A 13751-nucleotide genomic window follows, 5' to 3' on the forward strand; every position below is an offset into this window, starting at 1 on the left:
GGGCATCAGTCTGTCGTCGCATCTTCCGGCAGGGGCTGGATCTGACGCAGCTTTCCGTAGCGGTCATAATAAAAAACCGAAGTCCCGCGACGTTCGGCATAACCGTCCGGCTGTCCGTCCTTCGTCTGGAACAGCAGCCGGAAGGCATCCGGCTGCTCGATCACTTTATCCCCTGGCGGACGATACCGATACCGGCTGAAATCAGCATGGCTCTTGGGCAACGACGAGTTGTGATACAGGTCGTGCATGCTCGGCTTCTTGGGACCGTCATCCGCATCCTGCGCCACAGCCGTGCCAAGGGCCGCGCCGTAAACGGCAAAAGCGGCCAGTATTGGGACAATCAACCTGCGCATGAGGCTCTCCGGTCAGTGCGTTTGTGCGGGCACCTTAGGCGAAACGGTCTTCTGGCTCCAGCCACCTCCGAGCGCGCGATACAATGTCACAAGGTTCTGGAAGCGTGCGGCCTTGACCGTGATGGCGTTCTGCTGCGCCTGATAGAGGGTGCGCTGCTGTGTCAGGGTCGTCAGATAGCTGTCGATACCTGCCTTGTAGCGCATGTTGGCCAGATCGAACGCCTGCTGCGACTGCGCCACCAGTTCGTCCATGTGGCGCTGCTGGCTCGTATAAGTTTCCCGTGCCGTCAACGCATCTGAAACTTCACGGAACGCTGACTGTACGGTCTTTTCATACTGTGCCGCATTCTGACGGGACTGCGCCTTGGCCATCATCAGGTTGCCTTCGCTCTGCCCCCATGTCAGCAGTGGAATGCTGATGGATGGGGAGATGCTCCAGGTTTCGGCACCCGGCGTGAACAGCTTGCGGAACTGAAGCGAACTGGTGCCTTCCGAAGCCGTCAGCGTAAAGCGGGGGAAGAACGCCGCGCGCGCTGCACCCACATTTGCATTGGCCCCCAGAAAGGTATGCTCTGCCGCACGAACGTCCGGCCGCTGCTCCAGCAGGTCCGAAGGAAGACCCTCAGGCAGATCCGCGATCATGGTCTGCGACCCGAAAGGCGCAGGTTTCGGCAGAGTCGACGGCAACGGCGAGCCGACGAGAAGCTGAAGCGCATGCTCGTCATCCGCCAGAGCGCGCGTATACTGCGCCTCGTAGGCAGAAGCCTGCTCGACCTGTGTCTTGACCTGCGCCAACGTCAGCGCATCCGTTTCACCATTGTCATAAGACAGCTGGGTCAGCCGCAGGGTATCGCGCTCGGACGCCAGCGTGGCACGCGTCACCCGGAGCTGCTCGCGATCAGCCAGCCACTGGATGTAGGTCGTCCCGATCTGTGAGACCGTCGTGATGAGCACATTCCGCGCGTTCTCGACGTTATTCAGCACCGTTTCCTTCTGCTGACGCGTCAGGTTGCGAATACGGCCCCAGAGATCGATTTCATAAGACGAAAACCCGATCGACGTCTGATACAGACGCAGAGTCGAAATATGTTCGCCAACGCCAGGTGCAAACGAAAAACCTGCCGTGTCGGATGGCGCCACGAACATTCCCTGTCCACCAGCCGAGATGATCGGGAACAGCGACGCATTCTGGATCTCATACTGGCCGCGCGCAACGCCCACAGCATCAAGCTGCGCTGCAATGTCGCGGTTGTTTTTCAGAGCCAGTGCCACGAGCGCCTTCAACCGCGGGTCAGTGAAGAAATCCTCCCATCCGAGATTGGAAGCAGCCTGAGCCGCAGGCGTGTTCTTTGATGCCGTATCCGCGGGGTAACTGTTCTGGATGGCCTGCGTGGGCCGGTGGTAAACCGGCGCCATGTTACAGGCCGAAAGCATCAGCATTCCGGCAAATCCGGAAGTCAGTCCGAGACGGGCCTTCATGCGCCGTGCTCCCCTTCAGCGACAAGTGCCGCCTTATTGTCCAGATGGGCATACGGGTCCTTACGGTCCTTGATCCGGCTGACCCGGAACAGACGCAGCACCACTACGAAGAACACCGGCACGAAGTAGATCGCCAGCAGCGTGGCGGAGAGCATTCCGCCCACCACGCAAGTACCGATCGCTACACGCGCCGCCGATCCCGCACCTGTTGCAATCGCCAGCGGAAACACACCGCAGACGAACGCGATCGAAGTCATGAGGATCGGACGCAGACGCTCGCGCCCTGCTTCCAGAACGGAATCTTCAAGGCTTTCGCCACTTTCAAAGAAGGCCTTGGCGAATTCCACGATCAGGATCGCGTTCTTCACGGACAAACCCACCGTCGTCAGCAGACCCACCTGGAAGTAGACGTCATTGGACAGCCCACGTCCCAACGTTGCCGCAATAGCCCCCAACACACCGAGCGGGAGCACGAGTAGCACGGCGAACGGAACCGCCCAGCTTTCATAAAGCGCGGCCAGACAGAACATGATCACGATCACGGCCAGTCCATAGAGCGGTGCGGTCGAGCCACCCGAAGCAAGCTGTTCGAAGGACAGACCAGTCCATTCGTAACCGATGCCGCGCGGCAGCTTGGCCAGAAGTTTCTCCATTTCCGCCATGGCCTGCCCCGAGCTTGCGCCCACGGCCGGCTGCCCCTGGATTTCGTAGGAGTTCAGACCGTTATAGTCCTCGACCTTCTGCGGACCGTTGACCCAGTGCCCCGACGCAAACGCATTGAACGGCACCATCGTCCCGATCGAATTGCGGACATACCAGCGGTTCAGATCCTCCGGCGTCATACGCGCCCAGGCCTCACCCTGGATATAGACCTGCTTGACGCGGTCATTGCGCATGAACTGATTGACGTAAATGGAGCCCAGAGCGCCTTCGAGCGTCGTGTTGATGTCTGCATTAGTCAGACCCAGCGCATTGGCGCGCTCACGGTTGATGTCCAGACTGAACTGCGGCGCGTCCTCCATACCCAACGGACGAACTGCCTGAAGGAGCGGATTTTTCGCCGCTTCGCGCAGGATCTGGTTTCGCGCGGCCAGCAGGGCGTCATGACCCAGATGCCCAGTATCTTCCAGCTCCAGATCGAAGCCGGTCGCATTGCCCAACTCCATCACGGCCGGAGGATTGACGGCGAAGATCTGCGCTTCCGGATCCATCCAGAAATGCATCATGATCTCGCGCGATATGGTCATGGTCGTATGTTTCGAGCCTGGACGCTGATCCCACGGCTTCATACGAATGAAGAACGCACCCGCACTCTGCCCCTGACCCGCGAAGCTGAAGCCCGACATAGTGAAGACGGATTCAACATACTGGCCATAGGTTTTGAGAACATAGTCGGTAATCTTGCGGTTCACGGCCGCCGTCTGCGCCTCGGTCGCACCGTTGCGCATCGTGACCTGACCGAAAATGATTCCCTGATCCTCATCCGGCAGGAAGCCGCCCGGCACCCGTATGAACAGGAATGCGACCAGACCGGTCAACAGCGCGAACCCGAGCATGCTGACCACCGGCACCCGGATCAGCCACTTCACACCGCCAATATAGCCGTTGGTCAGACGATCGAACGTCCGGTTAAACCAGGCCGCGGGACCACGTTCATGGCTCTTATGGGTCGGCTTGAGCATGGTGGCACACAGCGCCGGCGTCATGACCATCGCCACCAGAACCGACAGCCACATGGCTGCGACAATGGTGATGGAGAACTGGCGATAGATCACACCCGTGGAACCGCCAAAGGCCGCCATCGGAAGGAACACCGCCGTCAGCACCAGCACGATGCCCACAAGCGCGCCCGAAATCTCGTCCATCGAGACACGGGCCGCTTCTTTCGGTGACAGCCCTTTGTCCGTCATGACACGCTCGACATTCTCGACCACCACGATCGCGTCATCGACCAGCAGACCGACAGCCAGAACCATGGCCAGCATGGTCAGCGTGTTGATGCTGTAGCCCAGCATGGACATCAGCCCGAACGTTCCCAGCAGCACCACCGGCACAGCGATCGTCGGGATCAACGTCGCGCGGAAGTTCTGCAGGAAGATCAGCATCACGATGAACACAAGGACGATCGCCTCGATCAGCGTCTCAACCACTTCATGGATGGAGAGCGTGATGAACGGCTCGGTATCCAGCGGATAGACGAGCTTCAGACCCTGTGGGAAATAGCGGCTCAGCTCGTTCAGACGCGCACGGACAGCCGCTTCAGTCTTGAGCTGGTTCGCGCCCGGCGCAAGCTTGAGCGCCATCGCGGATGCGGGATGGTTGTTATAGACAGACCCAAGTGCGTAGCTCTGCGCTCCAAGCTCAACGCGCGCCACGTCCTTCAGACGCACCTGACTGCCATCCTGCTGCACCTTGAGCAGGATTTCCTTGAACTGCTCCGGCGTGCTCAGTCGCGTCGGACCAATAATGGTCGCATCAAAACTGATGCCCTTCTTGGCCGGGAGGCCACCCAGTTCACCCGAAGAAACCTGGATGTTCTGCGCCTGAATGGCAGACTGCACATCCCCGACCGTCAGGCCGAAATTGTACAGCTTCGACGGATCCAACCAGACGCGCATCGCATATTCGGAGCCGAACAAGGTATGATCGCCCACACCCGACACACGCGACAGCGGATCGGAAATGTTGGACGCCACATAATCTGCAATATCCTGCCCGGACATGCTGCCGTCTTCGGAAATGAAGGCCAGAACCATCATGAAGTTCTTGGTGGCCTTCGTCACGCTCAGACCCTGAGCCGTCACTTCGGTCGGCAGGCGCGGCTGCGCGAGCTGGAGCTTATTCTGGACCTGAACCTGCGCGATGTCAGGGTTTGTACCCTGCTCGAACGTGAGGTCGATCTCCATCTGTCCGCTCGCGTAAGACGAAGCCGACAGATATTCGAGATGATCCAGACCATACATCTGCTGAAGGATCGGACGGACAACCGTGTTGTTCACCGTCTCGGCAGATGCACCCGGATACATGACCGAAATGGCAATCTGCGGCGGGGCAATACTCGGATACTGCGCAATGGGCATGCGCGTAATCGCAACAGCACCGACGAGCATGATGATCAGACCGATCACCCACGCAAAGATGGGCCGGTCAATAAAGAAGCGGGACAGTGACATGCGGGGTTACTCCGCCTTTCCCGCAGGGGGTTCGGCAGGCACATCATGCGGTGCCACCTTCACACCTGGATGGACCTTCTGCAGGCCATTCACGATCACCCTGTCGCCCGCTTTCAGGCCATCAGAAACAAGCCAGGACTCACCGACCGTCCGCGAAACCTGAATGGAACGCTGAGCGACCTTGTTTTCACCATCCACGATCATGACGTAGGGATTACCCTTGGCATCCCGGGCGACCGCGACCTGCGGCACCAGAAGACCGTTCGGATCAATGCCTTCCTGAATGTGTGCGTGCACAAACATGCCCGGCAGCAGCAGATGATCGGGGTTTGGGAAAACCGCACGCATGACAAGCGTTCCGGTCGACGGATCAACCGTAACTTCGGAAAGCTGAAGCTTGCCGCGCGTCGGATATTCGGTGTTGTCTTCAAGACGCAGGCCTACCGCCGCCGCATCCGTTCCGTTCCGTTCCAGCTGCCCGTCCGCCAGCTCACGCTTCAGACGCAGCATGTCGGTGGCGGCCAGATTGACATCGACATAAATCGGATCGAGCCGGGTCACGACCGCAATCGCCTGTGTCTGACCCGCCGTCAACAGCGCACCCGGCGTATACAGCGTACGGCCGATCCGACCAGTGATTGGCGCACGAACATGCGTGTAGTTCAGGTTGACGGCCGCAGCTTCCACGGCTGCCGTCGCCTGCGCCACCTGAGCCTCAGCCTCTCGCGCTGTCGCCAGTGTATTGTCGAAATCCTGCGAACTCACGGCATGAGCCGCCACCAACGGACGATACCGCTTGAGCTGCCCATTCGCCCGTGCTGCAACGGCCTGTGCGTTCAGGAGCTGCGCCTTCGCCTGATCGTAAGCCGCCTGATACGGCGCGATATAGATCTGGAAAAGCTGCTGCCCGGCCTTGACGTCCGCACCCTGTTCGAAGTCACGCGAAACAATGACACCATTCACCTGCGGCCGGATCTGCGCCTGCTCATAGGCATCCGTCCGCCCCGGAAGGGACGTCTCAAGCGTGACAGGCTGCGTCTTCAACGTCACCACATCAACAGGCTGGGGCGGCATCTGCGGAGCGGCAGCTTTTTTCTGACAACCCGCCACCAGCAGCGGGAGTGCCAGAAACGGTACCAGAAAAGCACCCTTCCCACCCCAAGGACCGACCGGAGACAGGGCGGCAGAAGAATTCAAAGACATTTTCTGAAAAGAAGGCATGATACGGCCGCTATCCTGTGATACAGAAACCTGCTAGTTTCCTGCGAAGACGGAAACTAGCGGGTTTCTTTAACAAACGTCAATTCAGTCTGTGAAATAATATCGGAGTTGATCTTGAGCAGCCAGTTCGAAGACCGGAAACAGCCCTGCTGTGGCCGTCCCGCGCAGCTCGACGAAGCGGAAAGACGCATCCGGATACTTGATGCTGCCAGCTCGGTCCTGACCACACACGGCTATCATGCCGCATCAATGGACAGCATTGCATCATGCTCCGGAATGTCCAAGAAAACTCTCTACCAATTTTTCGACTCCAAGCAGATCCTTTTCGAAACCCTTATCCTTGAGCGGCTTTTCGCGCCCATAACCTACACACCACTCCCTACAGACCCGCTGGAAAAGCAGCTCCTGGGCCTGATGACCTGCATCGCAGCCTGCATGTTCTGCGACGAGCGACTGAGTCTGCTCCGCTCCGTCATCACGGAGACCAACCGCAATCCAGCAATCCGGCAACTGGTTGCAGATCTTTTCCAGCTTTCAGGCCGGGTTCTGCCAATCCAGAACTGGCTGGAGACCCAGTCCGAAGCCGGCAGACTGGATATTCCCGACATCACCGAAGCTTCGGACCTGCTTTTCGGCATGACCCTTGGCGGCCCCATGCTGGGACGGCTCACCCACTGCAAACCCCATCGTGAAAAAGAAAACCTCGAAGAATTCATGGCGTATGGCATTAGGGTCTTCCTCGAAGGCCATCGTCCGGTCACTCAGGCCTGAAGAAGACCTACCCCCCTGCAGAGGCCGGCGCTGAAGCAGCTTCACCACTCCCGATCAGCAGGCGGAAAACACCTTCAGACGACGTCCCGTTCATCAGTGCCCCAAACCGGGTCTGCAAATTTTTAAGCATCTGCTGATCCTGCGCCCTCGACGCATCCCCCCCAATTCGCAGAACGAGCGCTTGCTGTTCAGGCGAAAGCACTTCTTTCGAAGCACCACCGGCTCCGGGGAGACTATCCAGCATGGGCGCAAGTGCCTCAACCGCATGAGACCAGTCCCCGGCCCTTTCAGCCATCTGCGCCCGCAAGGTCCAGGCACGCGGATCGTTAATGCTCGCTAGCTCTGACACCACTTCCTCCGGATGATGATCCGCCAGTGCAATACGCGCTTTCAGAAGCGCCACCTCCACGGACTGGCTGCTGCTTCCACCCGGAAGCGCCAGAGCAGCATCCGGAGATCCCTCGGCAGAAACTCCAAGATCCTGCCGTGCCGCCTTAGGGTCTCCCAGATTGAGTTCAAGCGTCGCCAGCCGGATGCGGGTATTCATCCCTTGAGCATTACTCCCGGACGTCAGAAGATCCCGCAGGGCCTTACGCTCCTGATCCGGCAGGCCAAGTGCCTCGTAACGACGAGCCAGACCGTCGAGAATGTCACCGCGCAAGGCACTGTTTGACGCTTTAAGCAGTGCACCTTGCAGAAAGACAACCGCGTTCATGTTCTGCCACGCCCCTGAAGGCGCAGACCGGGCCATTTGCCGGATAATGTCCGCTTCCTGCACCGCAACCTTAGGAGTCTCCTCCGGATATAGACGCCCCCATTCCTGCACCGCCGCAGCGGCACCTTCGAGATTTCCGCCTTCCATCAAAGCTTTGATTTGTAGAAGGCGCCCATCTTTCTCGCGTGCCGCAATCCGAAGAGCAGGAAGGATGCCGTCCACCTGATCCGCAACAGCCTGCGGGGAAAGAGTCTTTTTTTTCAATGCCAGTCGGAGCGAAGCTTCCCGCGCCACCGGCCAGATCAGCGGCGACGGGTCATGTGCAAGAACAGAGAGCTTCGCTTCTGCATCCGACGTATTCCGCCGCGCCGCCAGCAGGGCCTTCGCCAGAGCTACCTGCGGTCCGTCCGGGAGCTGATCAAGCACTTTCGTGGCACCATCACTGCCATAACGCGCGATCCACTGGGTCGCCGAAGGCAACAGCCGCTCCTTCAGCGGAGCTGCGTAAGTTTGAAGAACAGGAAGCCCTGTCGCGATCAGATCCGCCGTCTGAAGACGGTCGCTTTCCGGAGATCCTGATGCGCTTTGTCTAACCCGACATGAAGATGGTATAAGCATCCGCATCATTCCGCGCCAGAGCTGGTCTTCCGGCGTACTCCCCCCATCTTCTGTCAGCGAGGAAGAGCCCGACCGGGCATTGAGCACTGCCGATATCTGTTGCAGCCGACGTGCTTCGGGCTTTTCCACACCCTCGGGCCAGTCCTGCAAAGCCACGTCAATAACCTCGCCCAGAAGAGGGCCATTGCCAGCCCGAGCTGCCGCCTGCGCAACCCGCATCCGGGCAGCAAAGCGATCACCTGAGGACGCCATGGCAGCAGAGGTCACACTCCGCCTGAGCGCTTCCCGCAGTTCTTCTGGAGTTCCCCTCCCCAGACTGACACCGCTCAGGGACGAGCCATAAGGTTGAAGCCGGTTGGATGCCATCAGCGGAAAACTGTCCGGCCCCACCGTATCCAGCATCAGTTTTCCACCCGCCTGACGCATCTCTATGGTGTCAGAATCAGCCGCAACCACGACACCGACCAGACTGCTCCGGACCGCGAACCCGGTTCCCAGACGCCGCATGGGCTGCTGAATGCGGCCTGAGCGCGTCATTCCCAACAGAAGCCTTCGTCCTGAATCAGGATCATCCAGCGCAACAACCTGCGGCAATCCTTCTGCCACCGGCGGCATGAACGTCAAGGCGTTGGCATCCTGCCCAAGCAACATATCGGCCTGAGGCTTTACATCAACCGCGACTGATAGCGTCCACCCTGCCCCAACAGGACGAAGAACAGGATCTCGCTCGTCGAATAACGTTACGGTAATGACCGTCACATCTGACAGGATCCGGCTGGAAACAGATTTGAAAGGCCCGATCCCCGTCAGGCCCGCCGTATCCAAGACATGCTGTCCCGCCGCCACGAGCACAACATTCCGCCCATTACGGAACGCTGCAACGGGCGTCAGTTCACCCAGAGGCAGCCACAATCCGGTTGCATCAGGGACCTGCACGGACGTTCCATAAATAGGAGCTGCCGTCGCCTGTGACCGGGTTCCGGTGACTGAGGCCAGCCCTGCAGAAATCCGTTTTTCCTGTACTGCTTTTTCAGGATGCGGAAAAAGTGGCGACGGATCGTTCAGAAAAGCCCAGCCAGCAGGCAACAACTTCTCATCAGCAGCTTTTGTAGGCCCAGTTTCTACTTTTCCCGGCTTGACGCCAGCGGTTTTAGGCGCGCCCACAGCCGTTTCGAGCAGCGACAAGCTCAGTGCAGCGGCCAAAAACGCCCGTTTCATCCGTTACCACCGATCCGAGTGGCAGGCCGTGCATGAGAGTTTACAAGGAGTTGCGTGGCGAGAATGGCGCGCTGGGGGGACATGGCCTCCATGATTGCGGACGCCTTGCGCGGATTCATCCTGTTGAGCAGCGCTACGCCAACACGCAGATCAAGAATATTGAAGATTGCTGCGGCATCTTCGGGTTTCATCGCCTGATAGATTTTGACCAGTCTGTCAGCATCATCATTGCGCAGCTGGTCCGTATGCTGTTCGCTGTTCTCAAGGGCAGTCCGGGAATTTTCCAGCGCTGTCATCCGTCGCTGCAGCTCTTCCTCAGCCGCGTCAACAAGGCGCTGACGATCATTCAGTGCTGCATCTCGCCGATCCAGTTCCTTCTCACGAGCAGCGAGCTGTTCCACGAGTGCAGGATCCGCTGACTGCACCGTTGATGTTGGCGCAATTGGCACGCCCCCCTTGCAGCCCCCGTGTGCGCACAGATCATCCGTTTTCGGAACAGCTGTCGCCAGGGTGGGGGGGGCTCCCGCGGGCTTGGGGGCCACCGGTGAGACTTCTATCGGCGCAGCGGGCGGGGGCTGCGGCTGCGCCATTGCAACAGTTGTCAGAGACGAAGAGGGAGAATCCGCGCCGCCCATCAGATCACCCGCGATAGCGTATATCTTGACCCCAAGAAGAACGATCATCAGACCGCAGGCAAGATGCAGGATACGGAAAAACATGACGCCTTATCCCTGCTTCTGACGAAGAGCGCGCAGAAGTTCACGCTCGGCAGCACTTTTGCTGCCACTGGGCTTCATGGTCCGCACTTCGTCCGGCTTCAGACGAAGCGCAGAGCGGAACGAAGCTTCTTCCGACCGTTCCTGAACACTGGAAGCAGCCTTCATGCCTGCAGTGGCGACACGTCCGGCGGGAAGAAGAGATTCCAGTTGCTGGGCCAGCGTCTCAGAACGTTCGCACAGCATGGCCAGATCCCGCTTCAGACTCTTTCCAGACTCAACGGTTTTCCCCAGGGCACGCCCGACGAGTTCCGTCGTCTGACGAAGATGATCAATACCGGACTGGGCCTGCGCACTGCTGGACTGGAGACTGGCAATCAGGGCATCGAGCTGGCCGCGGTCACGTCGCAGGACGGAGAGGGCACGCCCCAGATAGAGACTGTAGAAAATCGTCACCAGCAGCAGCACTGACAGAGCGATCTCGATCCCAAGCTGAAATCTGTCCATGAAATATGCTCCGATCAGCTATAGGATACGGCACGATCCGTGCCGGATTTCTGGTTGAGAACGTCTTCAATCTTGACGGCAACCTGCCCCTGCTTTCGCCCGACACGCCCTGTAAAAAGAACATGTTCCCCACACCGCAGGCTGACGGAAGCATCCGGTTTGCGACGCAGGACAAGCTGATCCCCCGGAGCGAGCCTCATGATATCTTTCAGATTCATGGTCTGCTCTTCCAGAACGGCATCTAGGGTCAAATCCGTCTGCCAGAGCTCTCGGGCAAGATGATTCTCCCAGATGCCGTCATGACCGAATTTTTCGCCCATGAACTGCTGCAGCAGAATGTCTCTGACAGGCTCGAGCGTGGCGTGTGGCAGTACGATATCCACGTCTCCGCCCCGGCCTTCCATATCGATGCCGAACCGTGCAGTAATCACCCCGTTTCCGGCCCGGCAAATCATCGCGAAACGTGAATTCATTTCCAGACGTTCGAAGTGAAAATTAACGGCGCAGAGCGGGCTGAAACTCGTTTCCAGATCATCCAGAATAATCCTGACCATCGGCTCGATAAGTGCGCGCTCAATGGCAGTATGATGCCGTCCGGTCTGGCGGCTGGCCGGAGCGGTGAGAGCGCTATCACCACGGACATGCCCCCCGAGAAGGGCATCGACAATGCTGTAGATCAGTGAAGAACTCAGCACGACAACGCCGTAATTATCCCACTCTTCCGCCTTGAAGACCGCAAACATGGCCTGTCCCGGCACGTTCTCAAGATAATCTCCAAAGCGCTGGGATCCCAGGCGGTCCATGGACGCCTCGACATTATCACTGGTAAAATTACGCAGGCTTGTCGTCAGGACTCTGGTAAAACGGTCGAAGACAACTTCAAGCATCGGCAATCGCTCGGACGAGACACCCGATGTGCTAACCACACGCTCGATACCACTGCTGTCAGCAGCGCCCGTAACCACAGAATCCTTACCGAAAAAGCTGTCGATCTCGGCCTGGCTGAGAACATGGTCTTCGGCGCTGTCATGGCCCAGCCCTGCTATGTCATGTCCAGCCAAGGGAAAGGCGGCGGGTATGTCCGTGCCCTGGTCCGCGAAAGCAGTATCAGGCTGTCGGTCGTCACTCACTGCACCAGCACCTCTACGAAAAAGAGATCCCTCACACGCAGAGGCGCAACGATATTGGTGATCTGTGCCAGCATTGTTTCGCGCAACCGGTAAATACCGCTACCAGAAAGCTCCGAAGACTGCATTCCGTGCAGACAGGTCTGGAACGCATCCTGGATCTGCGGCATCAGGGCCGCGATATTGGCGGCATCCTTACCGTCCTCGACCTCAAGTCGGGCACCGATCCGGACGTATCGCGTGCGGTCCGTACCGGAATCAAGATTGGACAGAATGGTCGGAATGGTGATGGTGGTCCACTTCACCGGCTGCGGGGCATTATTGGCGACCGGGGTTGCCGCGTGATGAAAATGCTTCCATGCAAAGGCTCCACCACCAGCCAGAAGCAGGCATGCCAGCACTGCAAGGATGATGATCTTGCGCTTACCCCCTTTCTTGACCGGGGTTTCGTTTTCCGGAGTCTCCGTCGTCACCGTTTGTCTGCCTTCTCTTTCGGACAGCGCTCATCATCGGCATAAAAGATTAACAGTGGGTTTATGATGCTCAGGAAAAGGCGAGTCTTCCTTCAGACGGGAACCATCATCCTGAGCCTTGCGGCCCTTGCAGGCTGCGCGTCCCAGCATTCTCCGTACAACCGGTACTATTCCTCAAGCGGCGCATATCGCGCCCCCGGTCCGGCCAGCGATCCGTGGGGTCCGTATATCATCCAGGCCGCAAACCGCTTTTCGATTCCCCAGGACTGGATCCGTGCCGTGATCCATCAGGAATCGGGGGGGCACCAGTTTCTGGACGGACGGCCCATCACGTCCCATTCCGGGGCAATGGGCCTGATGCAGCTCATGCCCCAGACCTATGCCGACATGCGCTCGCGCTACAGTCTACGTTCAGATCCTTACGAGCCGCATGACAACATCATGGCGGGCACGGGCTATATCAGCATTCTCGCGCGAAAATACGGGGCTCCGGCCTTTCTGGCCGCTTACAATGCCGGTCCGCAGCGGCTTGAGGACTATCTCTACGAGGGGCGGCAACTGCCCAACGAAACCGTCAATTACGTTGCGAGCATCACGCCACACCTCGGCACGCAGATCGCCATGACCGGTCCGCTGGCGGCTTATGCCACCGCCGATCAGCTGAACGCCTCGCAGTCCGGCACAGCCCTCGCAGGCGTGGCCCCAACAACCCCTGCGCCGGTCATGACGGCATCAGCACGCAGTGTAGGGCAGGTCTGGGCCAGCCGGCATGTCACGAGTTCCGCCGCCCAGACGCCCATCACAGCACCCAGCGCCATTCCGTGCAACCCGAACGATGCCTACGATCCCGACGTGCCGTGTGCCATCCAGCCCGTCAACACACCACCCCTCGCAGCACCGTCCCCGACCTTTGTTTCCAGACCTGCTGGCGATACGCTGACCATTCAGGAGCCAGTCTCTTCACACCCGCTCCCGCCCGCCCCTGCTATTCCAACACCCCATACTCTGCCGACACAGCCAACAGAATCGACCACCATGGTCGTCGGCTACAGGCGTCCCGGAAGCTATGGCCCCTGGGCAGTTCAGGTGGGGGCCTTCGGCAGTATCGGGCAGGCAAAGTTCGCTGCCACCATGGCGCGACAGGCCGCGTTCACATCGCTGCAATCGGCCCGAATCGAAGTTCATCCTACTCCCAGCCATGGAACCACGGTCTGGCGTGCCCGTCTGACGGGGATCAGCCGTGTCGGAGCAGCTCAGGCCTGCTCGACTCTTTCCAGGCAGGGAATGGCCTGCATGGCTGTCCCGCCAGGACATTGAAGGCACAGTCCGGAGAGCAGTTTCAGCCTCAGAAGCAATCCGCGTTGGCAATGCGGTCACTTT

Annotated in this window: 11 protein-coding genes; 2 read left to right on the forward strand and 9 right to left on the reverse strand. The window is 59.0% G+C overall.

Annotated elements, in window-relative coordinates; all coding sequences use genetic code 11:
* Positions 1 to 5: 5 nt before the first annotated feature.
* Genes IGS75_RS04050 through IGS75_RS04065 form a run of 4 tightly spaced genes read right to left on the reverse strand, consistent with a single transcriptional unit; the run spans position 6 to position 6226 of the window.
* Positions 6 to 353, reverse strand: coding sequence for a hypothetical protein (locus IGS75_RS04050; protein ID WP_141350606.1), 348 nt, complete (start codon positions 351 to 353; stop codon positions 6 to 8).
* A 12-nt stretch (positions 354 to 365) separates the two neighbouring features.
* Positions 366 to 1832 (reverse strand): efflux transporter outer membrane subunit, encoded by a 1467-nt coding sequence (locus IGS75_RS04055; RefSeq protein ID WP_202257694.1) that lies wholly within the window; start codon positions 1830 to 1832, stop codon positions 366 to 368.
* Entirely contained in the window at positions 1829 to 5005 is a 3177-nt protein-coding gene (locus IGS75_RS04060) for an efflux RND transporter permease subunit (RefSeq protein WP_272929777.1), read from the reverse strand. Before IGS75_RS04060 ends, IGS75_RS04055 begins: the two co-directional genes overlap by 4 nt.
* A 6-nt stretch (positions 5006 to 5011) precedes the next feature.
* The gene (locus IGS75_RS04065; protein WP_141350597.1) at positions 5012 to 6226 is read right to left on the reverse strand and encodes an efflux RND transporter periplasmic adaptor subunit; all 1215 of its coding nucleotides are present in this window, start codon (positions 6224 to 6226) and stop codon (positions 5012 to 5014) included.
* A 114-nt stretch (positions 6227 to 6340) separates the two neighbouring features.
* Here IGS75_RS04065 and IGS75_RS04070 point away from each other — a divergent pair, with 114 nt between their 5' ends.
* A complete protein-coding gene (locus tag IGS75_RS04070) occupies positions 6341 to 6997 on the forward strand; it encodes a TetR/AcrR family transcriptional regulator (protein WP_228123733.1) in 657 nt (218 codons plus the stop codon).
* A gap of 7 nt (positions 6998 to 7004) precedes the next feature.
* Here IGS75_RS04070 and IGS75_RS04075 read toward each other — a convergent pair whose 3' ends face one another.
* The 5 genes from IGS75_RS04075 to IGS75_RS04095 are packed head-to-tail and all read right to left on the reverse strand — an operon-like array spanning position 7005 to position 12371.
* The gene (locus IGS75_RS04075) at positions 7005 to 9548 is read right to left on the reverse strand and encodes a tetratricopeptide repeat protein (protein ID WP_202257696.1); all 2544 of its coding nucleotides are present in this window, start codon (positions 9546 to 9548) and stop codon (positions 7005 to 7007) included.
* A complete protein-coding gene (locus IGS75_RS04080) occupies positions 9545 to 10267 on the reverse strand; it encodes a MotE family protein (protein ID WP_202257698.1) in 723 nt (240 codons plus the stop codon). Before IGS75_RS04080 ends, IGS75_RS04075 begins: the two co-directional genes overlap by 4 nt.
* Positions 10268 to 10273: 6 nt before the next feature.
* On the reverse strand, positions 10274 to 10771 hold the full coding sequence (locus IGS75_RS04085; RefSeq protein WP_141350586.1) for a DUF6468 domain-containing protein: 498 nt from the start codon (positions 10769 to 10771) through the stop codon (positions 10274 to 10276).
* A 14-nt stretch (positions 10772 to 10785) separates the two neighbouring features.
* Positions 10786 to 11901, reverse strand: a complete 1116-nt coding sequence (fliM, locus tag IGS75_RS04090) for a flagellar motor switch protein FliM (RefSeq protein WP_237468976.1) — start codon at positions 11899 to 11901, stop codon at positions 10786 to 10788.
* Entirely contained in the window at positions 11898 to 12371 is a 474-nt protein-coding gene (locus tag IGS75_RS04095; protein ID WP_141350583.1) for a flagellar basal body-associated FliL family protein, read from the reverse strand. Before IGS75_RS04095 ends, fliM begins: the two co-directional genes overlap by 4 nt.
* 63 nt (positions 12372 to 12434) lie before the next feature.
* On the opposite strand from IGS75_RS04095, the gene IGS75_RS04100 reads away from it, so the two are divergent.
* Complete coding sequence (locus IGS75_RS04100) at positions 12435 to 13688, forward strand: lytic transglycosylase domain-containing protein (protein WP_202257708.1); 1254 nt, start codon at positions 12435 to 12437, stop codon at positions 13686 to 13688.
* Positions 13689 to 13751 lie beyond the last annotated feature (63 nt).

The organism is Gluconobacter sphaericus (assembly GCF_016757795.1).
In the GTDB taxonomy this organism is placed as follows: Bacteria; Pseudomonadota; Alphaproteobacteria; order Acetobacterales; family Acetobacteraceae; genus Gluconobacter; species Gluconobacter sphaericus.

Bases quoted from the DNA above. Each gene is read 5' to 3' on its own strand.
- IGS75_RS04055 (WP_202257694.1), bottom strand. From the start codon at position 1,832: ATGAAGGCCCGTCTCGGACTGACTTCCGGATTTGCCGGAATGCTGATG.
- IGS75_RS04100 (WP_202257708.1), top strand. From the start codon at position 12,435: ATGATGCTCAGGAAAAGGCGAGTCTTCCTTCAGACGGGAACCATCATC.
- IGS75_RS04080 (WP_202257698.1), bottom strand. From the start codon at position 10,267: ATGTTTTTCCGTATCCTGCATCTTGCCTGCGGTCTGATGATCGTTCTT.
- IGS75_RS04060 (WP_272929777.1), bottom strand. From the start codon at position 5,005: ATGTCACTGTCCCGCTTCTTTATTGACCGGCCCATCTTTGCGTGGGTG.
- IGS75_RS04075 (WP_202257696.1), bottom strand. From the start codon at position 9,548: ATGAAACGGGCGTTTTTGGCCGCTGCACTGAGCTTGTCGCTGCTCGAA.
- IGS75_RS04050 (WP_141350606.1), bottom strand. From the start codon at position 353: ATGCGCAGGTTGATTGTCCCAATACTGGCCGCTTTTGCCGTTTACGGC.
- IGS75_RS04085 (WP_141350586.1), bottom strand. From the start codon at position 10,771: ATGGACAGATTTCAGCTTGGGATCGAGATCGCTCTGTCAGTGCTGCTG.
- IGS75_RS04065 (WP_141350597.1), bottom strand. From the start codon at position 6,226: ATGCCTTCTTTTCAGAAAATGTCTTTGAATTCTTCTGCCGCCCTGTCT.